Source organism: Ensifer sp. 4252 (assembly GCF_050434565.1).
In the GTDB taxonomy this organism is placed as follows: domain Bacteria; phylum Pseudomonadota; class Alphaproteobacteria; order Rhizobiales; family Rhizobiaceae; genus Ensifer.
In genome coordinates, this window is sequence record NZ_JBNDIU010000007.1 from 155,269 (window position 1) to 176,423 (window position 21,155).

A 21,155-nucleotide genomic window follows, 5' to 3' on the forward strand; every position below is an offset into this window, starting at 1 on the left:
TCAGGCCACCACCTGCATCGATCGCCGCTGGGCGGCCGCGTAGAGGGTGGCAACAGCGCACGATGCGAGGCGACTGCGAACCGAGTCCGCCCGTGATGTCAACACGATCGGCACGCGCGCACCGAGCACAATGCCCGCGGCGTCGGCATGGGTGAGGAACGTCAGGTTCTTGGCCAGCATGTTGCCTGCTTCAAGGTCAGGCACGACGATGATCTGTGCCCGGCCCGCCACCGGCGAGGTCAGCCCTTTGATCCGCGCCGCCTCGGGGCTTATCGCGTTGTCGAAGGCAAGCGGTCCATCGAGCAGGCCACCGATAATTTGCCCACGATCAGCCATCTTGCACAATGCCGCGGCTTCGATCGTCGAGGGAATCTTGGTCGTAACGGTCTCAACTGCCGAGACGATTGCGACCCGCGGCTGTTCACCCAACCCAATTGTCACCCAGAGGTCGATGGCGTTCTGCACAATGTCGCGCTTGACGTCCAAATCGGGAAAGATGTTGATCGCGGCATCGGTGATGAAGAGCGTGTCGGCATGACCAGGCACATCCATCACGAACACGTGGCTGATGCGGCGTTCGGTTCGTAGACCCGTGGCAGAGGCCGTGACTTCCCGCATCAGTTCGTCGGTGTGGAGGCTCCCCTTCATCAGGAGTTCGCCCTTTCCCTCTCGGATCAGGGCGACCGCCTTGGCTGCTGCGGCGTGACTGTGCGCCACATCGACAATGACGTGCGCTTTCAGATCGAGGCCGGACTCCTGAGCGACCTTGCGGATTCTCCCCTCGGGGCCGACAAGAACCGGCACAATTAGTCCGTTGTCGGCGGCCTCAAGTGCACCACGTAGCGAGGCTTCGTCACAGGGATGCGCCACGATCGTGACTGCTGAGGCCGCCGCCTGCGCCGCAGCTATAAGGCGATCATATTTTGACTGTTGAGCTGGCACCTTGTTCTGGTCGGCCAATGGAACCTCCTAGGCTTCAATCACGATGCGCCGCTGCGCGGATGACTTCGCCTCCAGGTGACAGCACCGGATCGCCGCCGCCTTTCTTCTTCCCGAGGCCGAGGAGGTCTGCCACAGCTCGGCTACAGCGCCAGTGAGCGTTCCAGACGACGACCCATCAAACTACCACTTCGCAGCGTTTGCGCGGTGGGTGGCTTTGAAAGCGCATCGATCCCAAGACAACTTGCCAATCAGCTTAGTCATCATGTCCACTCCTTCGCAACCGAATTTGTGATCAATCGCAAATTGCGCGCGCTTGCGGCCCAACGTCGGCCGATGGCCAGATTGCGTGGCCATCTGGCACACGCGATAAATTCCTGCTCCCAGTGGCGGCACAAAACCTCAAAGGCTGACGAAGCCCAGTTCGTCACGTCTTTACAACCGCCGTCCAAGGGCAACAGTCGTATGTTGCAGGACCGGTTGTCGAACCGCAGCAACAGGTTTAGCATTCGCCGCGCTAATGACGGTATGCCTCTCACCGGAGTTAGATCGATATGCTTGTCAAAGATGTGATGACGACGAAGATCGTCAATGTATCCCCTGACAACAGCGTCAGGCACGCAGCTAGAGTCATGCTCGACAATCACATTAGCGGCGTGCCCGTCGTTGACGATGAAGGGTGTCTGGTGGGCTTGATTAGCGAAGGCGATCTGATCCGGCGGACCGAGTTGGGTGGCGTCGCACCGATGGTCGAAGCGGCACTTGCTGCCGAAGATAGGGCCAACGCATATGTGAAGCGCTCCTCGTGGAGGGTTGGTGACGCTATGACCGCCAATCCCATTACAATCGACGAAAATATGTCTGTGGCGCGTGTTGCCACGGTCATGCAGGAACGCGGCATCAAGCGTATTCCTGTCCTTCGAAACGGCGTCCTGGTCGGTATCGTCAGCCGCGCCGATCTGTTGCAGGCGATCTTGTCAGCAAAGGAGGACGAAACCGCAGCAGGTGATGAAGCCATCCGACGCAGCATCCTCGTCCGCCTTGGTGAGAACACCGGGCTTGAAGCACTGGATGTGAGGGTCGATGTGACCGATGGCGTCGTGCACCTCTGGGGCAACGTCAAGACTGCCGACTGCCGGAGGGCAGCGCGCATCCTCGCCGAGAACGTTCGCGGCGTCAGAGGCGTGGTAGACCATTTCTCGGACCCTCATCCGCAATAGCTCGCCTCACTTGCCTCGAACAGCGTCTTCGAACTCATCCAACTGGAGGAGCATGGACATGGCAAAGACGATGAAAGCGGCTGTCGTTCGACAGTTCCGCACTCCGCTCAGCATCGAGGAGATGGCGATCCCGGTCCCAGGAGCAGGGCAGATACTCGTCAAATATGAAGCGACGGGCGTTTGCCACACTGATCTGCATGCAGCCAATGGCGACTGGCCCGTAAAGCCATCCCCCCCGTTCGTACCGGGGCATGAGGGTGTTGGGTTTGTGTCAGCCGCCGGCACCGGTGTGAAGCGAGTAAAGGAAGGCGACAGGGTCGGAGTACCCTGGCTCCATACCGCCTGCGGCTACTGTCCTTACTGCAGAACAGGTTGGGAAACGCTGTGCGGCTCGCAATCGAATACAGGATACTCCGTGAATGGCACGTTCGCAGAATTCGGACTTGCGGACCCCAATTTCGTCGCCAGCGTTCCAGACAGATTGGAGTTCGGAGCCGCGGCGCCCGTGCTCTGCGCTGGGGTCACGGTGTACAAGGGCCTGAAGGAAACCGAGGTCCGTCCCGGAGAATGGGTAGCCGTGTCAGGTGTCGGTGGCCTGGGCCACATGGCGGTGCAATATGCCAAGGCCATGGGCATGAACGTCGTCGCCGCCGACATATTCGAAGAAAAGCTGACCCTGGCAAGGCAGCTTGGCGCTGACATCACGGTCAACGGCAAGGCTGAAGATGCCATTGACCGGGTAAGAAAAGCGACGAACGGTGGTGTTCATGGAGCCCTCGTGACTGCTGTCTCTCCGATCGCGATGGAACAGGCCTTCGGTTTCATGCGGTCGAAGGGGACGATGGTCTTGGTTGGCCTTCCCCCTGGATTGATTTCTCTGCCGGTGTTCGAGACGGTCTTGAAGCGCATTACTGTGCGTGGATCGATCGTCGGCACCCGCCAGGACTTGGAGGAATCGTTGCAGTTTGCCGCAGACGGCAAGGTGAAACCTCATTTTTCCTGGGAGAGCCTCGAGAGCATCAACGACATCTTCCATCGAATGGAAGCCGGCAAGATCGACGGTCGCATCGTCATGCGACTTCACTAGCTTGCGTGGCGGCAAGCCGAAGGGATTTCAACACACCTCATTGATCGGGAGGCTTAAATGGTTTCGGTTGATACGGCATCGATGAACAAGACAGCATCCGGAAAATCACATTCGCCAACACCGTTGTCATCGGAAGACCTTCGCCTGATGGACGCCTATTGGCGGGCCTCGAACTATCTTTCGGTCGGCCAGATCTATCTGCTCGACAATCCGCTCCTGCGCGAGCCCCTGAAGCGAGAGCACATAAAGCCGCGCCTGCTGGGCCACTGGGGAACCTCACCCGGCCTCAACATGCTCTATGTGCATCTCAACCGGGTCATCAAGCGTGACGACCTCAACATGATCTACGTGATCGGTCCAGGGCATGGAGGGCCGTCGTTGGTGGCCCACGCCTATCTGGAAGGGACCTATAGCGAGTTCTATCCCGACATCGGACAGGATAACGAGGGACTGCAGCGGCTCTTCAAGCAGTTCAGCTTTCCCGGCGGCATTCCGAGCCATGTGGCGCCGGAAACACCGGGCAGCATCCATGAGGGCGGCGAACTAGGCTATGCGCTCAGCCATGCCTATGGCGCGGCATTCGACAATCCCGATCTCATCGTTGCCTGTGTCGTTGGCGACGGTGAAGCCGAGACCGGGCCGCTTGCGACTGGTTGGCAAAGCAACAAATTCCTGAACCCCGCTCGCGACGGCTGCGTCCTGCCGATCCTGCATTTGAACGGCTATAAAATCGCCAACCCGTGTTTCCTCGCACGCATCCCGCACGAAGAACTTCGGAAGTTCTTCGAAGGGATGGGCTACAAGCCCTATTTCGTCGAGGGGCATGATCCGGCGAGTGTCCACCAGCAATTGGCAAGCGTGCTCGACACGGCCATGGCGGAGATCCGGCAGATCTGGGAAGACGCGCGCACCGGAGGGAGTGTCAAGCGACCTGCCTGGCCGATGATCGTCTTCCGCACGCCTAAGGGCTGGACCTGCCCGGAAGAAATCGACGGCAAGAAATGTGAGGGCTACTGGCGATCGCACCAGGTACCGATGGGCGAGATGGACAAGCCGGAACACATCCGCATCCTGGAACAATGGATGAGAAGCTATCGCCCGGAGGAGCTTTTCACCGACGAGGGTCGACTGAAGCTGGAGCTTGCCGCTCTGGCACCATCGGGGCATCGCCGGATGAGCGACAACCCGCACGCCAACGGTGGGCTGTTGCTACGCGATCTGAAGATGCCTGCCTTCCGCGACTATGCCGTCGATGTTCCGCACCCCGGTGCGACCACGGTGGAGGCCGCTCGCGTTATGGGCAAGTTCCTGCGCGACGTGATGAAGGTCAACATGGACAGCCGGAACTTCCGCTTGTTCAGTCCGGACGAAAACAATTCCAACCGCTGGCAGGACGTGCTCGAGGTCACCGACCGCTGCTACATGGCCGAGATCTACCCCGAGGACGATCATCTCTCGCCGGATGGGCGTATCATGGAGGTCCTCAGCGAGCACCAGTGCCAAGGCTGGCTCGAAGGATATCTGCTCACCGGCCGCCATGGGTTCTTCTCCTGCTATGAGGCTTTCATCCACATCATCGACTCGATGTTCAACCAACATGCCAAGTGGCTGAAGGTCTGCAATGAGATCCCCTGGCGCCGCCCCGTGGCGTCGTTGAACTATTTCCTGAGTTCGCATGTCTGGCGTCAGGATCACAACGGTTTCAGCCATCAGGATCCGGGTTTCATTGATCACGTCGTCAACAAGAAAGCAGAAGTCGTCCGCGTCTACCTTCCGCCGGATGCCAACACGCTTCTTTCCGTGACCGATCATTGCCTGCGCAGCCGCAATTACATCAACGTGGTCGTGGCGGGAAAACAGCCGGGCCCGCAATGGCTGACGATGGAGCAGGCCGTGCGCCATTGCAGCATGGGGGTCAGCATATGGGATTGGGCGAGCAACGACAGGGAGTACGAACCAGATGTCGTCATGGCTTGCTGCGGCGACGTCCCGACGCTCGAAACATTGGCGGCGGTCCAGTTGCTGCGCGAGCACCTTCCGGAAGTGAAGGTCCGCGTTGTCAATGTCGTCAACCTGATGAAGTTGCAGCCTGCGGAGGAGCACCCCCACGGTCTTTCGGATCGGGATTTCGATGGAATTTTCACGCGGAACAGGCCCATCATCTTCGCTTTCCACGGCTATCCGTGGCTGATCCATCGCCTTACCTATCGCCGAACGAACCACGGCAATCTGCACGTTCGCGGCTACAAGGAAGAGGGCACCACGACGACACCGTTCGACATGGTTGTCTTAAATGAACTCGACCGCTTTCACCTGGTGAGCGATGTCATCGACCGTCTGCCGCAACTCGGCGCGCGGGCTGCCTATTTCAAGCAGGCCATTCAGGCCAAGCTGATCGAGCATCGTGAATACATCGAGAAACATGGCGACGACATGCCCTCGATTACGGGCTGGAAATGGGGCGTCGGAGCTTCGGAGCAAGCAAAAGCAACGACATCCACGGAAGGTGACAATGTCTAGCCCGATTGAAGGGTCGGTTTGATGGTTCGTCTGGTTGGCAGGAGTGGCGTCAGCGCAAGCCGCGAGGCGGGCGTGCCGCCTGATGTTGCCGTGTTTTCGAACGGTCGATACAACGTGCTTCTAACGGAGGCTGGTTCTGGATACGGATCCTGGCGCGGCCTTGATATCACCCGTTGGCGAGAAGACGGCACGCGCGACTGTTGGGGCCAGTTCTGCTACATCCGAGACCTTGAGAGCAACGAGGTCTGGACCATTGGCCGACAACCGATCCGCCATCCAGGTGCTGCCTATCAGCATTTGTTTCACGGCGATCGCGCCGAGTACCGCTGTGTCCTTGGAGACATAGACATTCGGTGGGAGGTATGTGTCGCCTCGGATTGCGATGCCGAGGTGCGGTTGCTCCAACTCCGCAACAGGGGAAGCAAAGCGAGAAGGCTTGAGCTGACAAGCTATTCTGAAATATGCCTGAACGGGCGACGCGCCGACAGTGCACATCCGGCCTTTGCGAAGCTTTTCATCGAAACCTGGTTCGACGCTGAAACAACCGCATTGTTCGCGCGACGTCGTCCGCGCAGTGGGGCGGAGAAGCCGATCTTGGCGACGCACGTGTCCGCTTCAAGTGACGAGACCAATCGTTCGGTGGAGTATGACACCGACCGCTACAGATTTCTTGGCCGGCGGAGGACGCCATCAGGTCCCAGCGCCCTTATGCCGGGAAGAAACCTGTCAGCCACCACAGGCCCCGTACTCGACCCTATCTTCAGCCTGCGCCGGGTCGTCGTTCTAGAGCCCTCAGCAATGGAGCAAGTCGCATTTGTAACAGGCGCGGCGGAGGATGGCGCAGCCGCGGCAACGATTGCAAAGCGGTTCGCCAACATCGACGCCGCTCGTCGCGCATTGTCAGGCGCCAAGGCCAGTTACGCCCACCGAGGCGCTTCTCCATTCCCTTCCCCTCAAGACGTAACCCTCTACAATCGGCTCGTGGGGCACTTGGTATTTTCGCACTCCGGCCTTAGGGAGAGCATCGGCCAGAAGCGCCCGGGCAACAGCAATTTGCAGTCAACGGGTATCTCGGGACACCTCCCTATTCTGCTGCTGCGCATAGACAAACAAGGCGAGGAATCTCTCGTAGACGCTGTCGTCAACGCTCACGCGTTCATCACCGGTCGTGGATTTCCTTTTGATCTCGTGATCCTCGATGAGACAGAGGCGAGTGGAAGAATGCCGTTGAGCACGAAGGCATCGAGCTACGTGGAGGCGGTTCTGGGCAAGGCCGGGGGCGTTCATTTCCCACCCACGACCAACGCGGCGGATGCCATCGCGGCGGCGGCACGCGCGGTACTATGTTGCAGCCGAGGATCACTTGCAGAGCAGTTTGCGCCAAAATCGGCCATCACTTTGCCGGCAATGAAAGAAACGAAAGCGCAGATTTACGGCGCGCACGAAAGACGTCGCGCGGCTCGAGATAGCCTGCTTTTCTGGAATGGCCGCGGAGGTTTCACCAAAGACGGGCGCGAATATGTAATCGCAACGGACGGCGATCTCGCGACGCCGATGCCGTGGTGCAACGTCATTGCCAATAGCGCGTTTGGCTGCATGACGAGCGACAGCGGTCTTGGCTACACCTGGGCGGGCAACAGCCAATCAAACAGGCTGACACCGTGGTCAAACGATCCGGTTTCGGATTCGCCCAGCGAAATCGTATACTTGCGCGATGAGCGAACAGCGAAAGTGTGGACGCCGACGCCTTTACCTCTAGGGCAATCCTCGGCGACCACTGTGCGGCACGGGCAAGGCTACACACGCTACGAGAGCGATCGCGGGCTTCTGCATCATGAATTGACTATCCATGTGCCGGTCACGGCGCCCGTCAAGATCGTCCGCCTCGCTATGCGAAACGACGGAAGGCACGCGTGCAATCTCACCGCCACTTATTTCATCGAATGGGTACTCGGCATCTTGCGGGAAGACGGGCACGCTCAGGTCGAATGCGAATTTGACAGCGAAATTGGTGCCATTATTGCTCGGAGCCATGTTGCGAGTGATTTTTCCGGAGAAATGGCATTCGTGGCCTCAAGTGCGCCCGTACGATCGTTCACATGCGATCGGTGTGAGTTTCTCGGCAGAGAAGGTTCAGTTTCTCGACCGGCGGGACTGGAAAACCTGGATCTCGGCGGGCGCCTCGGATCCCCGCTCGACCCGTGCGCAGCCCTCATGGTGGACCTTTCAATCTCTCCAGGATCAACCGTCGAACTGGTATTCGTGCTTGGGCAGGCAAAGGATCGCGAGGAGATCAGCAGGCTCGTCCGCGAGCATGCTGAACCGGGGAGTGCGAGGAACTCTCTGGCAGAAGCTTCCCGACAATGGGATAGGGTGTTGAACTCTGTCACGGTCCGTACGCCCGATACGGCCTTTAACCTGATGATGAACCGCTGGTTGCTCTATCAGGTGCTGTCTTGCCGCATCTGGGCGCGAACGGGATTCTACCAATCCGGCGGCGCCTACGGATTTCGCGACCAACTCCAGGATGTCGCAGCCCTTACACATTGTGCACCCGCCGAGACGCGCGCGCACATCCTTCGTGCCGCTTCGCGCCAGTTTACCGAAGGCGACGTGCAACACTGGTGGCATCCTCCGTCTGGCGCCGGAGTGCGCACGCGTATGACCGATGACCTCTATTTTCTGCCATACGTCGTCCACTACTATGTCTCGGTCTCAGGAGACTACGGGCTCCTGGGCGCGCAGGTTCCTTTCGTCGTCTCCCCACCTCTGAATAACGAGGAGGAGGAGCGCTTCGAGGTTCCGCACGTCAGCCAGGAAATTGGAACCATCTATGAGCATTGCTGCCGGGCGCTCGATCGAGGTTTGCGACTGGGCAGTCACGGGCTTCCACTCATGGGAACGGGCGACTGGAACGACGGCATGAACCGGGTCGGCGCCGAGGGCAAAGGTGAGAGTGTGTGGAACGGGTGGTTCTTCCTCACCGTGCTCAGGTCATTTGCCACAATCGCGAAAGTCATGGGAGACAAAGATCGGGTCTCCTGGTGTACAAGCGCAGCGGAGGCCTTGCGCATCTCACTGGAGGAGCATGCCTGGGATGGTTCCTGGTATCGCCGCGCATATTTCGATGATGGCACTCCCCTCGGGTCCCTCTCAAATGACGAGTGCCAGATCGACGCAATTCCTCAAGCCTGGGCGGTCATTTCCGGCGCAGCCGACGCCGACCGCGCTTCTAAAGCGATGCGAGCGGTTTGGGAGCGGCTCGTTCGCCCCGAGGACAAGCTAGTTCAGCTTTTTGATCCACCATTCGACAAGGGCAACCTGCAACCGGGCTACATAAAGGGCTATGTGCCCGGTATTCGAGAGAATGGCGGCCAGTACACCCACGCCGCCGCTTGGGTGGCGCTGGCGACCGCGTTGCTTGGGGATGGCAATCGCGCGTTTCAGCTCTGGAGCATGCTCAACCCCATCAACCATGCCCTGTCACCCAAAGACACCGAGCGCTATATGGTCGAACCCTATGTCGTCAGCGCTGACGTCTATGGCGCGTTTCCTCACACGGGCCGCGGCGGCTGGACCTGGTACACGGGATCGGCTGGCTGGCTGTATCGTGTTGGCCTGGAAGCAATTCTCGGCATTCGGCGTCAGGGGCGTCAACTCTTTGTTGAGCCGTCCATACCGGACCACTGGCCAGCATATGAAGTTGACTTTCGATTTGGGGCGGCAACCTACCATATCAAGGTGAGCAGGGACTGCGAACCTGGACAGGCTCCCCATTCGCTGACCCTTGACGGCAAGGACGTCGCTGAGGGGAGCGTTCTACTCTCAGATGACGGGCGAGATCATAATGTCCGTCTCAGGGTTGGCTAGGATGTCGAAATTGCTGTCGACAGATCCAGAACTGAACCGGATGCCGACCGAGGAGGATCTCGCTCGGCTTCAGTTCACGACGTTGCTCTATTATCTGCATTGCACCAATCCGGACAACGGTCTCGTGCGCGACAAAACCCAAGCAGATGCTCCCTCGAGCATAGCCGCAATCGGGATGGCGCTCGCCACGCTCCCGGTTCTCGTCGAGCGCGGCATCATCATTCGCAAGTTTGCCGCGAAGATTGCGCGTCGCCGGCTGCAGTTTCTTCTGGAGTGTCCGCAAGGGCCGGAGCCCAATGCCTCCGGCTACAAGGGCTTTTTCTATCACTTCCTCGATATCGAAACCGGCCGACGCGTTTGGGAATGCGAATTGTCGACGATCGACTCGGCCTTCCTTTTCGCGGGAGCGCTGACGGTGGCGACCTACTTCGACGCAGGTGCGGACGAAGAAGCCGAGGTTTGTCGCCTTGCCAATGCACTCTACGAACGTGCCGACTGGAACTGGGCCCGCGATCACGGGCTAACCTTGACCCACGGCTGGCGTCCGGAAAACGGCTTCATTCCCTATCGATGGCGGGGCTACGACGAAGGCCTGCTCCTCTATGTCCTCGGTCTCGGCTCGCCGACGTATCCGCTGCCGGCTGAGTCCTATACGGCCTACACCGAAAGCTATGACTGGCGGAACCTCTATGGCCGCGAGTTGCTCTATTCGGGTCCGCTGTTCACGCACCAACTCTCGCACATGTGGATCGACTTTCGCGGCATACGCGACGAATTCATGCGCGAGCACAATAGCGATTATTTTCAGAACAGCCGCCATGCGACCTTCGTCCAGCAGGAGTACGCCATCCGCAATCCGCTAAACTTTGTTGGATATGGCGAGCATTGCTGGGGGTTCACAGCCAGCGACGGGCCCGGTTGGACTAGGCGCAACGTCGGCGGCATCGAGCGGGAGTTCTTCGATTACTCCGCCCGCGGTGCGCCATTCGGCCCGGACGACGGAACCGTATCGCCCTGGGCCGTCGTCGCTTCGTTGCCGTTCGCACCGGAGATCGTCATCCCGACCATCTTTAATTGCGCGCGCATGAATCTCGGCATGACACGGCTTTATGGATTCAAGCCATCCTTCAACCGAACCTATACCGTAGAGGGAAGCGAAGCCGGATGGTGGATCAGCCCTTACCATTTCGGCGTCGACCAAGGCCCCGTGGTTCTGATGATCGAGAACTACCGAACAGCATTGCTGTGGAACGTCATGCGCCGATGTCCGCCGCTGGTCAAAGGCCTTAGACGTGCGGGGTTCTCCGGCGGTTGGCTATGAGCCCGCCGCATCGTTCAAACCAAGATATCGACCGTCTGCAGAAAGGAAATGGCCATGACCAAGGGCTTGTTCTCTAATCAGCATGCCGGACTATGCAGAAGGGATCTCCTGATATTGGCAGGAACTGCCGCGGTCGCAAGCTATAGCCAGCGCGCGATAGCAGCGGTTGGCGGAGCACCCATCAAGATTGAGGCCGTCAGTCAGGGCGAAGACGTGTTTGCGTATGTCAACAGAGTTAAGGGCAGTTTTGATCAACAAGCCTACCAACAGGTCATCGGCGCTGCGAACGAGTTCAAGGAGGGGGATCAGACGATTGGAGTGGGCGCATTAGACGACACGACACGCCGTAACGCTCGAGCTCTTCTGACCAACACAAAACTCAGTGACCTTCACGATCACCCATTGTTTGAGGACGATCTGCAGCGCCTCATCTGGCAGACGACTGACCAGGCTCAGTTCCAAAAGATCAAAGACTGGACGATGGGGCAACTGAGGGAATTTCTTCTGACGGGATCGGAAGAAGAGATCAAAGGCGTGATGAACGGGCTGACCAGCGATAGCATCGGGTTCGTGCCAAAGCTGATGAGCAATGAGGAACTGATCTCCGTCAGCCAGAAAATTTTCAATGTCATGCCCGGCACCAAGCTGGGGGCGAAGGGATACATGGGTGCACGTATCCAGCCGAATTCACCAACCGATCATCCCGACGACATTGTCTGGCAGGTCTTCGATGCCTTCTCCTATGCAACCGGAGACATCGTGATCGGTACCAACCCGGTGGACAGCACGGTAGAGAGCGTCGCCACAGTCGAACGTGCGCTCAAGGACATCGTCGACACTTTCAAGCTGGGCGACATCATTCCTTGGTGTGTGCTCGCACATATCGATGTTCAGGGCGAAGTGAGTGAGACTTTCCCGGGAACCGTTTCGACGATGTTCCAGAGTCTTGCTGGAACGGATGACTGCAACAAGATCTTCGATATTACGAACGAGAAAATCCTGAAATATGCACGCGCGAAGGCCGGGGAGAGATATGGCCTCTACTTCGAGACCGGACAGGGTTCGGAATTCACCAACGGCGTAGCAAATGGCGTCGATATGATGGTGCTTGAGTCTCGAAAATACGGCTTCAGCAGAGCTATCGGCATCGAACTCGCAAAGGTCCAACCCAGGGGCGCATGGCTGCATGTCAACGATGTTGCCGGCTTTATCGGGCCGGAGGTGTTCAAGAGCCGCGAACAGCTCGTGCGGTGCTGCCTCGAGGACATGGTCATGGGTAAGCTCCATGGCCTCACCATCGGCCTGGATATTTGCACTACCCTGCACATGACGGTGAGCCTTGACGATCTGGATTGGTGCCAGGACCAGATCATGCCGGCCAATCCCGCCTATCTGATTGCACTTCCGACCAAAAATGACCCGATGTTGAGCTATCTCACCACCGCGTTCCAGGATCACGTGCGGCTGAGGGAAAAGTTCGGTTTCAAGGTCAACGATGCGATGTGGGATTTCTACAAGCGCATCGGGATCGTTGGCGAGGACAACAGCTTCACTGCGAACTACGGAGATCCTCTGTGGGTGTACTACCAGTACCGCCTCGCCAAGGGTGATGGACGGCCCAAGGACGCGGTCTACGCTGAAGGCCGTGAGAAGATCCGAGAAGTTGAAAAAAGAGGTGTCGACCTCGCAACAGGGCACGGAGAGGAAATCTGGGATCTCGACCCGACGCTCGCAGCCAAGGTGAAGAGCCTCTACGACGACGCCAAGCAATCACTCTGGGCTGAGCTCACGCCCGAGTTTATCGCCGCCGTACCTGACGCCGTGCCGGTGCGCACCCTATCCAGCGACCGCAACGACTACATCGCCCACCCGACCACCGGTGAAAATCTGAGCCCGGATTCGATCACGGAAATTGAGAGAATAAGAGCGTCCTGGGGAAGCGACATGCCCAAGGGCCAGATCGTCATTTCGGACGGGCTGAACGCCAAGGCCATTATGGACGATGGGCACCTTTCCCCGTACCTGGAGGAGATGCGCAAGCTGCTTTCGGAAGCCGGCGTCACCGTGGGCGACAAGAACATCCTCGTCACCAGCGGCAGGGTGCGAGCCGGCTATCGGATCGGCGAGATGCTCTTCGAGAACGCAGACCCCGACAGCCTGAGAGGGATACTTCATATCATCGGCGAGCGGCCCGGCACCATGCACCACGCCTACTCGGTCTACATCACGGTCGCAAAGGGTAAGCGATGGTCGGAGAAGGGTATCGATCACGATATTACGAGACTCGTCAGCAATGTCGCGGATACTGCCCTCCACCCAAAGGAAGCCGCCAGGGAAACCCTGACCATCATCAGGGAAATCGTCGGCAAACAGGTCAACAACAGTCGGCGATATGGGTAGGCGGACAGCATGTAGGTCAGAGCGCCGCAAGCTCGAAGACTAGTCGGGGATGCGACCGTCCATGCGTGGGATGCTGTTGCTGACAAGCCGTCGCCGGACCTTGGCTCTCGTGTTGTCCTAAGAGCCCGTGCAAAAGTTTTACTATCCGGGCGTCAATCTCGACGCAGGACCTCTAACGCCGCTCTGTGGATTTCTGTGTTCGCCGCCATCAACACCGTGTCGTATCGGGAGGAGTCCGCGAGCGCCCGGCCGTTCCAATCGGTCACGATCCCGCCCGCCGCCTGGATGATGGGCATCTGTGGGAGGATGTCGTAGTCGAAAACGTTGCTTTCGATGAGGAGATCGATACCGCCCAGCGCGAGGAGCCCGGCTGCGTAGCAATCGTGAGAAAAGCGGGTGAAGCGGACCTTGGCGGCCAACGCCGCGAAACGATCTTGGCCGGCGCGGTCGAACTGCTCCAGGGCGGAGGTGTAGAGGATCGCTTCCCCGAGTGCGGTCCTTTCGTTGGTGCGGATAGGCTCCTCGTTGAGGGTCGCGGCGGAGCCTGTGCCGAGCCAGCGTTCACCCGTGATCGGCTGGTTGATCATGCCGAGGACAGGTTTGCCGCGATGGAGCAACGCGATCTGCGTGCCGAAGGCAAGCGAGCCAGAGACGAAGGACTTCGTGCCGTCGATCGGGTCGAGCACCCAGACCCATTCGGCGTCGGCCCGGCAAACGCCGAATTCCTCGCCCCTTATGCCGTGATCGAAATACTGCGCTTCAATCATCCGCCGCATCGTGGCCTCCGCGTCGCGGTCGGCAATGGTAACAGGGCTGGCGTCGGCCTTGGCGTCGATCGCAAGGCGCTTGCGGAAATACGGACGGATCACGGTGGCGGCGGCATCGGCCAGTGCATGGGCAAGCGTCAGGAAGGCCGGCGGGCAGGCGGCTTCGTAGTTCATCCTTCGGTCCTTTCGGCTTCGGCAGCGATTTCATTGAGCATGCCCCTCACCGTCTCGACCTGCCGATGGGCGGCGGCGACCTCCTGCCGAAGCCGCACCGCGAGGTCGCCGGATCCGATGTTGGTGAAACTAGCAGAGCGGGCGGGAATGAATGGGTCGGCTTCCTCGGAGGGAAAACGCAGGGCCGGCGCGAAATAACCCTCCTCCTCCTCGAGTCCGAAAGCCAGCACCTGTGGCCGGTCCTCGCCTAGCAGCAGCAGTTCCACGAACATCGCATGTATCGGCAGATGGCCTTGCCCGGACAGGCAGGCAAGATGCGCCCAGCCGCCGCGGTCCGGCCGGACGAGGCAATCCTTGATATGCACCTCGGTCACATGGGCTGCCTGCGCCGCAAGTGCCGGCAACGGCAGTTCGCAGGCATTGATCATGTTGGCGAAATCGAAGAGCAGACCGAGGCGCGGATTGGCGACGGCCTGGAGGACTTGGACCAGTTCGTCGGATTTCAGATCCTCATGCTGTTCGAGCGTAAAACGAAGCCTTGCCTGCGGGTCGAATTCGTCTAGCCGTCGCAGATCGCCTATCGTCCACTCGACGATCTCGGAAATGCGACCCTCGTAACGCGGATAGCAGCGCAGCGAGGTGGCGCCGGCGGCAAGCGCGATGCGCACGGCATCCGAAAGCCCGGCCGCTTCCGTCGTGCTGGTCTCGACGTGCAGTTCCAGCCCGAGCTGCCCGAGGGCCCCCGCAAAGGCGTGCAGAGCCGCGTCTGGCATCCGGCTCAGGCTTGCCTGCTCGCCGTCCTCGAGATGGATCTTGATGCCGCAAAACTTCTGCGAATGAGCGAATTCGATGAGATGCAGCGGCGTCATGCCACCGAAGCGCATGTTGAGATGAAAGGCGTAGGCATGCGCAAACAGTGGTGCGCTCCTCGCCCGCGCGGCGAGCCGGACGCGGCTTTCAGCGGCAAGGGCTGCAATTCTCGCCCGCCAGTCCGGGCGCGGCATAGTGTTCCATGGCATATCCGTCACGGTGCCGGTTCCTCCGCAAAGTGATCGGGTTGGTTGACGAGCGGTCCGCCACCGTCAGGCGGCCAGCACCAACAGATCGCGATCCGAAACGCTGACCTCGACCGGCGCGCCGACCGCTGGCGGCGGCCTGTCGGGCTGGTTGAACGTATCGAGCGAGAGGAGTTGGCCGGCGACCGCGACGCGGACGCGGATTACCGAACCGAGGAAGTGCACCTCGACGATATGGCCGGTGAGAACGACATTGCCGTCCTCCTTGCGCCCCAGCGCCACCGTTTCCGGTCTGAGCGCCAGGCTGATGCGGTCGCCGGCACGCCCCGCCAGCGTCCGGTTCAGCGCCACCGGCACGTCGCCCAGCCGGATCCGGCCGGCGGCGGCATCCATGAGCTCGGCATCGACCAGGTTCAGCGTGCCGACGAACTCGGCCACAAAGCGCGTTGTCGGCCGGTTGTATATTTCGAACGGGGTGCCGACCTGGTCGGCCACGCCCTGATGCATGACCACGACGCGATCCGACATGGAGAGTGCCTCTTCCTGGTCGTGCGTGACGAAGATGGTGGTGATGCCGAGGTCGCGCTGGATGCGGCGGATCTCCTCGCGCAGGCTGACGCGGATTTTCGCGTCGAGCGCCGAGAGCGGTTCGTCGAGCAGCAGCACTTCGGGGCGCGGCGCCAGCGCGCGGGCAAGCGCCACGCGCTGCTGTTGGCCGCCGGAGAGCTGGAAGGGATAGCGGTTGCCGAGCTGCGGCAGGCCTATCAGTTCCAGCATTTCCGTCACGCGCCGCGCGATTTCCGCCTTCCCCTCCCCGGCCACCCTCAGCCCGAAACCGATATTGTCAGCCACCGTCAGGTTCGGGAAGAGCGCATAGGCTTGGAAAACCATGCCAATCTTGCGCCGGTTGGCGGGCAGGCTTGTGACGTCTCGCCCGTCGATGCGGATCGCGCCCGATGTCGGCGTCTCGAAGCCCGCGACCATGCGTAGCACTGTGGTCTTGCCGCAGCCGGAGGGGCCGAGGAAGGAGACGAACTCGCCCTTTCCGATACCAAGGGTGAAGTCCTTGACGACGCGTAGCGTGCCGAAGGTTTTTTCCAGATGCTGGATGTCGAGAAAGGCCATGGTCAGCGCCTCACGGTGGAGAATTTGGAAAAGCGGGTGAATAGCTGGATCAACCCCATGCAGGCCCAGGTGATGGCGAAGGCGACCACCGCCAGCGCCGATGGCTCGTAGGCGCGGTTGCTGCCCATCCAGACCATGTACGGACCGAAGGAATTGACATTCAGCAGGGCGGCGAAGACATATTCGCCGATGACGATCGCGAAGGTCAGGAAAGCCCCTGACAACACCGAGACAAAGACGTTCGGCAGGATGACGACCGCAAGGATGCGCGCCCAACCGGCCCCGAGCGACTGCGCCGCCTCGGTGAGGCTGGCGATGTCGATGGTGCGCAGGCCCGTATCCACCGAGCGGTACATGTAGGGCAGCGACAGGGTCGCATAGCCGAACAGGAGCAGGATGTTCGTGCCCCACCAGCTTCCCGTCAGCGGCAGGATCGAGGAGGTGTTGTAGATGCGGATATAGCCGAAGACGATGACGATCGGCGGGATGACCAGCGGCAGCAGCGTGATGAATTCCACGATGGGGCGCAGACCCGGAAAGCGCAGCCGCACGAAATAGGCCGTCGGCACGACGATCAGGATGCCGAGCACGATAGTGAGCAGCGCCAGCCCCACCGAATAGCCGAAGGTTTGCTGGAACTGCGCGTCGGCGAGCACGATGCGATAGGCCTCGAAACTGTAGCTGCCCCGCTGCATGCGCATCGAGAAATCGAACATGCCGACCAGCGGTAGCAGGAAATAGAGCCCGCCGAGCACAACGGCGAGGCAGGACCAGAGGCGTTTTCCTGTCATTTGACCCACCGTTCTGCGCGCATGCGCAGGAGGATGTAGATACCGTTGGCGATGGCCGTCAGCACGATCATGGCAAACGCGATGGCGTAGCCGAGATGCGGATCGTTGAGCACGTCACCGCGGATCTGGGCGAAAAGCACGATGGGGGCGATGGAGAGCGACGAGCCGGTGAGCGCGATGGCGGTCGCGACGGCTCCGAAGGCATTGGCGAACAAGAGCGCCAGCGTGCCGAGCAGCGACGGCCACAGCACCGGCAGCGCCACCATGCGCCAATATTGGAAACCGCTCGCGCCCAGGCTTTCGGCCGCCTCGCGCCATTCGCGCCGCAGGCCCTCCAGCGCCGGCGTGATGATCAGCACCATCAATGGGATCTGGAAATAGAGATAAGTGAGCGCCAGCCCGAGGAACGAGACGATGTTGAAACCGCTGCCATAGAGATTGATGCCGAACCAGTTGCGCAGCAGCATCGTCACGAAGCCGAGACGGCCGAGCGTGGCGATGAAGGCGAAGGCGAGCGGCACGCCGGCGAAATTGGAGGCGACGCCGGAAAAAGTGAGGATGGCGTTGCGCAGCGGGCGCGGCAGGTTGCCGAGCGTGATGGCGGCGGCGATGAGGAAGCCGAACAGGCAGCCGAGCACCGCCGTGAGCAGGCTGAGTTCGATGGAGATCCAGAAGGCCGCCCGGATCGACGGCGAGAAGAGCTTGCCGAGGTTTTCCAGCGTCGCCTCTCCCTCCGCGTTGCGGAAGGCGCCGATGACGATGTTGAGCGTCGGCAGGATCAGGAACAGCGTGGCGAAAATGAAGAAGGGCGCGACCCCGAACCAGTTGAGAACCCGCCGCGGCCTGAAAGCGGCCGGCAGGGATGCGGCGATTGTCGTCATCGGATTGTTCCCAGGAGCCGTTCCCGCAAGGCGGGAACGGTGTGAAAGAGAGACGAACAGTTTGTCGACAAGCCTCGCTCCACGCACTCCGTCATCCTCGGATTTGCCCAGAGGATCCATTCCTTTCAATAGGTTATGGATAGTCGGGTCAGGCCCGATCATGACGGAGGAGAGGTTTGGCGGACTTGTCAGCAGTCCGGGCTTCGCCTTACTTCACGTTCGTCCCGACCACCTTGTCCCAGCCTTCGACGATGGCGGTCTTGTTGGCCGACAGTTCATCGACGGTCGGGAAGACTGCCTTTTCATAGGCTTCCGCCGGCGGCAGCTTGTCCAGAAGCTCCTGCGGGAGTTTGCCGGCCTTCAGCATGGCGTTGAAGCGCGCCGGGTGGCAGTAGCCCTTCAGCCAACCGATCTGGCCCTCGTCGGAATAGAGATATTCCATCCAGAGCTTGGCGGCGTTCGGATGGGGCGCATAAGCCGAAATCGCCTGCACATAGACCCCGGCGACCACGCCGCTTGTCGGCACGACGACGTCCATCGGCGGATTGCCCTTCAGGCCGTCGCGCCAGGCGAGCAGGTTGTAATCCCAGGCCGCGACGATGGGGGTCTGGCCCTGCGCGATGGTGCCGGCCTTGGCGAGCACCGGCACGAAATTGCCGGCCTTGTTCAGTTCAGCAAAAAGCTCCAGCCCCTTGGTACCGGAGTCTGCGCCCGGCTTTGCACCACGCGAAATGCCCGCCGACATCAGCGCAAGGATGGCCTGCGCCGAGGAGCGCGGGTCGCCGGTGAGCGCGACCGCGCCCGAATATTCTGGCTTGATGAGATCGGCCCAGTCAGCGGGCAGTGTGTCGAGAAGGTCCTTGTTCACGCCGAAGGCCATGACGCCGTAGTAGTCACCGTACCAATAGTCCTTCTCGTCCTTGATATTGACTGGGATTTCGTCCCAGGTCGCAACCCTGTAGGGCTGAAGCAGGCCCTCCTCCGCCGCCGCGGGGGCAAAGGCGAGGCCGAGGTCGACGACGTCGGGCGCCTGCGATCCTGTATTGCCCTTGTTGGCCCGGATCGCTTCCAGCTCGTCGGCGGTGCCAGCATCGGGGTTCAGTTCGTTGACGGTGATGCCCGGATACTTGGCCTTGAAGCCTTCGATGACCTCACCGTAGTTGCACCAGTCATGCGGCAGCGCGATGACCGTCAGCATGCCTTCCTTCTTGGCGGCCGCCACGAGTTCTTCCGGGGCCTCGGCGCGGGCAAGCCCCGGCAGCGCGACAGCCAAGGCAAGCGTGGAGACGAATGCGCGTAATACATGCTGGTTCATGGAATCCTCCTGTTGACCGTCTGCGACGGATCATGGGCGATGGCTGCTCTGTCTGTCCTTGCATCCGGTCGTCGACGCTGCCAACTGTCCCGGTTCCCCTTGCACCTGTCTGCGTCCTCGGGGCTGCATCGGTGCGTTTTCGTGTAAAGACAGGATGTAACAATTGGACAACAATAAAACGTCCATTATGGTGCATTCGACTGTACCAATTTTCGGAGGCACGCCGTTGGCCAAACAGCTCGAGGGGCCGATTCTGCCCTTCCTTCGCCTGGACGACGCGGTCGCCCTGCCGAAGTTCCGCCAGGTGCAGGATCAGTTGCGCATGGCGATCCTGCGTGGGCATCTGCGCGCGGGGACGCGCCTGCCGGCAAGCCGCATCCTCGCCGAGGAACTGGGCCTCTCGCGCCAGACCCTGGTGCGGGTATTGGAAAACCTGAAGGTGGAGGGATACCTGGAAGCGCGGCAGGGAGCCGGCACCTTCGTATCTGCCGCGTTGCCGCACCAGCCCTCGAAAACGGGCTGGTCCGAGAAGCTCAACAACGCGCTGGACATGCCCCTGCCGCGCCTGTCGCGGATCGGCCAATTGTCCCGCCAGGTATCGGCCGATATCGGTCAATTCGAGCACAAGCCCTTCCTGCCCAATCGGCCGGCGATCGACCGGTTTCCCTTCGCCCTCTGGCGCAAGTGCTGGAACGCGGTGACGCGCGGCGGCAAGGTGGCGGCCATGGGCTATGGCGACCTGTCGGGCGAGCTGGTGCTGCGACAACGGATCGCCGAATATCTGGCGCTGCACCGGCACGACCCCTGCGACCCAGAGCAGATCGTCATCACGCCGGGCGGACATGCCGCCTTCACGCTCGCCGCCATGGCGCTCGCCGATCCCGGCGACGGGATCTTGTTCGAGGATCCCGGCCCCGTGACCACCAGCAACCTGTTCCGCACGCTCGGGCTTCGCCTCTGCCTTGCCGGTGTCGACGCCGACGGCATGGATGTCGCTGGCGCGACGTCCCGATATCCGGACGCACGGCTCGCCTTCGTCATGCCCTCCCGCCACCATCCGCTGGGCGTGACGCTGTCGCTGCCGCGCCGGCTTGCGCTCTTGGAATGGGCGCGGGCGAACGATGCCTGGATCATCGAGGACGACTATGACAGCGAATTCCGCTATGACGGCGCGCCGCTGCCCTCCATACGCTCCATCGACGGCCATGACCGGGTTATCTACGCGGGCAGCTTCAGCAAGGCGCTCTATCCGGGCATCCGCATCGGCTATCTCGTACTGCCGCCGCAGCTGATCGGTGTGTTTCGCAATCTGTCTGGACTGATCAATCGCAGTGTGCCGGTGGAAACCCAGCTCGTGCTGGCCGATTTCATCGGCGGCGGTCACTTCGCCAGCCACCTGCGCCGCATGCGCGGCCTCTATGCCGAACGCCGCGAGGCTTTCATGGAGGCGGGGCGGACGACGCTTGCGGGCCTTGCCCGCATTGACTGTTCCGAAAGCGGCCTCAACGCACTGGCCTGGCTGGAGAAAGCCAGCGAGGATCATGCCGTGCGCCGCTCCGTGCTCGATGTCGGGCTGCAATGTTATCCGCTCTCCGACTACACGATCGCCACACCGCGGCCGGGCGCACTCATTCTCGGCTATGCCGGCGTTCCGGCGGATCGGATGAAGCCGTACCTCCTGCGTCTGGCGGAAGCGATCGCCCGCGCCTGACGATGCGGCCAAACCATC

General features: G+C 60.7%; 14 protein-coding genes. 7 read left to right on the forward strand and 7 right to left on the reverse strand.

From position 1 onward, the window contains the following. Entirely contained in the window at positions 1–960 is a 960-nt protein-coding gene (locus ABIE33_RS16365) for a phosphate acetyltransferase (protein WP_429126712.1), read from the reverse strand. Between the two features lie 533 nt (positions 961–1,493). Here ABIE33_RS16365 and ABIE33_RS16370 point away from each other — a divergent pair. The 6 genes from ABIE33_RS16370 to ABIE33_RS16395 are packed head-to-tail and all read left to right on the forward strand — an operon-like array spanning position 1,494 to position 13,357. Next, the gene (locus ABIE33_RS16370; RefSeq protein WP_429126715.1) at positions 1,494–2,159 is read left to right on the forward strand and encodes a CBS domain-containing protein; all 666 of its coding nucleotides are present in this window, start codon (positions 1,494–1,496) and stop codon (positions 2,157–2,159) included. A 58-nt stretch (positions 2,160–2,217) separates the two neighbouring features. Then, positions 2,218–3,246, forward strand: a complete 1,029-nt coding sequence (gene adhP, locus ABIE33_RS16375; protein WP_429126718.1) for an alcohol dehydrogenase AdhP — start codon at positions 2,218–2,220, stop codon at positions 3,244–3,246. Between the two features lie 57 nt (positions 3,247–3,303). After that, entirely contained in the window at positions 3,304–5,766 is a 2,463-nt protein-coding gene (locus ABIE33_RS16380; protein ID WP_429126721.1) for a phosphoketolase family protein, read from the forward strand. Between the two features lie 21 nt (positions 5,767–5,787). Beyond that, positions 5,788–9,636, forward strand: coding sequence for a GH36-type glycosyl hydrolase domain-containing protein (locus ABIE33_RS16385; RefSeq protein WP_429126724.1), 3,849 nt, complete (start codon positions 5,788–5,790; stop codon positions 9,634–9,636). 1 nt (position 9,637) lies between these two features. After that, a complete protein-coding gene (locus tag ABIE33_RS16390; RefSeq protein WP_429126726.1) occupies positions 9,638–10,957 on the forward strand; it encodes a glucoamylase family protein in 1,320 nt (439 codons plus the stop codon). A 54-nt stretch (positions 10,958–11,011) separates the two neighbouring features. Continuing rightward, positions 11,012–13,357: an ethanolamine ammonia-lyase gene (locus ABIE33_RS16395; protein ID WP_429126729.1), complete on the forward strand. Its 2,346-nt coding sequence runs from the start codon at positions 11,012–11,014 to the stop codon at positions 13,355–13,357. 152 nt (positions 13,358–13,509) lie between these two features. On the opposite strand, the gene ABIE33_RS16400 is transcribed toward ABIE33_RS16395, so the two are convergent. The 6 genes from ABIE33_RS16400 to ABIE33_RS16425 all read right to left on the reverse strand — a co-directional run bounded on the left by ABIE33_RS16400 (position 13,510) and on the right by ABIE33_RS16425 (position 19,426). Then, a complete protein-coding gene (locus ABIE33_RS16400) occupies positions 13,510–14,298 on the reverse strand; it encodes an inositol monophosphatase family protein (protein ID WP_429126730.1) in 789 nt (262 codons plus the stop codon). Continuing rightward, the gene (locus ABIE33_RS16405) at positions 14,295–15,317 is read right to left on the reverse strand and encodes a TIM barrel protein (RefSeq protein ID WP_429126920.1); all 1,023 of its coding nucleotides are present in this window, start codon (positions 15,315–15,317) and stop codon (positions 14,295–14,297) included. The genes ABIE33_RS16400 and ABIE33_RS16405 overlap by 4 nt, the downstream gene beginning before the upstream one ends. Positions 15,318–15,380: 63 nt before the next feature. Next, entirely contained in the window at positions 15,381–16,439 is a 1,059-nt protein-coding gene (locus ABIE33_RS16410; protein ID WP_429126733.1) for an ABC transporter ATP-binding protein, read from the reverse strand. A 2-nt stretch (positions 16,440–16,441) separates the two neighbouring features. After that, a complete protein-coding gene (locus ABIE33_RS16415) occupies positions 16,442–17,230 on the reverse strand; it encodes an ABC transporter permease (RefSeq protein ID WP_429126736.1) in 789 nt (262 codons plus the stop codon). Further along, a complete protein-coding gene (locus ABIE33_RS16420) occupies positions 17,227–18,111 on the reverse strand; it encodes an ABC transporter permease (protein ID WP_429126739.1) in 885 nt (294 codons plus the stop codon). Before ABIE33_RS16420 ends, ABIE33_RS16415 begins: the two co-directional genes overlap by 4 nt. Positions 18,112–18,319: 208 nt before the next feature. Continuing rightward, positions 18,320–19,426, reverse strand: coding sequence for an ABC transporter substrate-binding protein (locus ABIE33_RS16425; RefSeq protein WP_429126742.1), 1,107 nt, complete (start codon positions 19,424–19,426; stop codon positions 18,320–18,322). 226 nt (positions 19,427–19,652) lie between these two features. Between ABIE33_RS16425 and ABIE33_RS16430 the strand changes: the two genes are divergently transcribed. After that, positions 19,653–21,137: a PLP-dependent aminotransferase family protein gene (locus ABIE33_RS16430; RefSeq protein WP_429126745.1), complete on the forward strand. Its 1,485-nt coding sequence runs from the start codon at positions 19,653–19,655 to the stop codon at positions 21,135–21,137. Positions 21,138–21,155: the final 18 nt, after the last annotated feature.

Bases quoted from the DNA above. Each gene is read 5' to 3' on its own strand.
- ABIE33_RS16385 (WP_429126724.1), top strand. From the start codon at position 5,788: ATGGTTCGTCTGGTTGGCAGGAGTGGCGTCAGCGCAAGCCGCGAGGCG.
- ABIE33_RS16420 (WP_429126739.1), bottom strand. From the start codon at position 18,111: ATGACGACAATCGCCGCATCCCTGCCGGCCGCTTTCAGGCCGCGGCGG.
- ABIE33_RS16425 (WP_429126742.1), bottom strand. From the start codon at position 19,426: ATGAACCAGCATGTATTACGCGCATTCGTCTCCACGCTTGCCTTGGCT.
- ABIE33_RS16380 (WP_429126721.1), top strand. From the start codon at position 3,304: ATGGTTTCGGTTGATACGGCATCGATGAACAAGACAGCATCCGGAAAA.
- ABIE33_RS16410 (WP_429126733.1), bottom strand. From the start codon at position 16,439: ATGGCCTTTCTCGACATCCAGCATCTGGAAAAAACCTTCGGCACGCTA.
- ABIE33_RS16390 (WP_429126726.1), top strand. From the start codon at position 9,638: ATGTCGAAATTGCTGTCGACAGATCCAGAACTGAACCGGATGCCGACC.
- adhP (WP_429126718.1), top strand. From the start codon at position 2,218: ATGGCAAAGACGATGAAAGCGGCTGTCGTTCGACAGTTCCGCACTCCG.
- ABIE33_RS16405 (WP_429126920.1), bottom strand. From the start codon at position 15,317: ATGCCATGGAACACTATGCCGCGCCCGGACTGGCGGGCGAGAATTGCA.
- ABIE33_RS16400 (WP_429126730.1), bottom strand. From the start codon at position 14,298: ATGAACTACGAAGCCGCCTGCCCGCCGGCCTTCCTGACGCTTGCCCAT.
- ABIE33_RS16415 (WP_429126736.1), bottom strand. From the start codon at position 17,230: ATGACAGGAAAACGCCTCTGGTCCTGCCTCGCCGTTGTGCTCGGCGGG.
- ABIE33_RS16395 (WP_429126729.1), top strand. From the start codon at position 11,012: ATGACCAAGGGCTTGTTCTCTAATCAGCATGCCGGACTATGCAGAAGG.
- ABIE33_RS16370 (WP_429126715.1), top strand. From the start codon at position 1,494: ATGCTTGTCAAAGATGTGATGACGACGAAGATCGTCAATGTATCCCCT.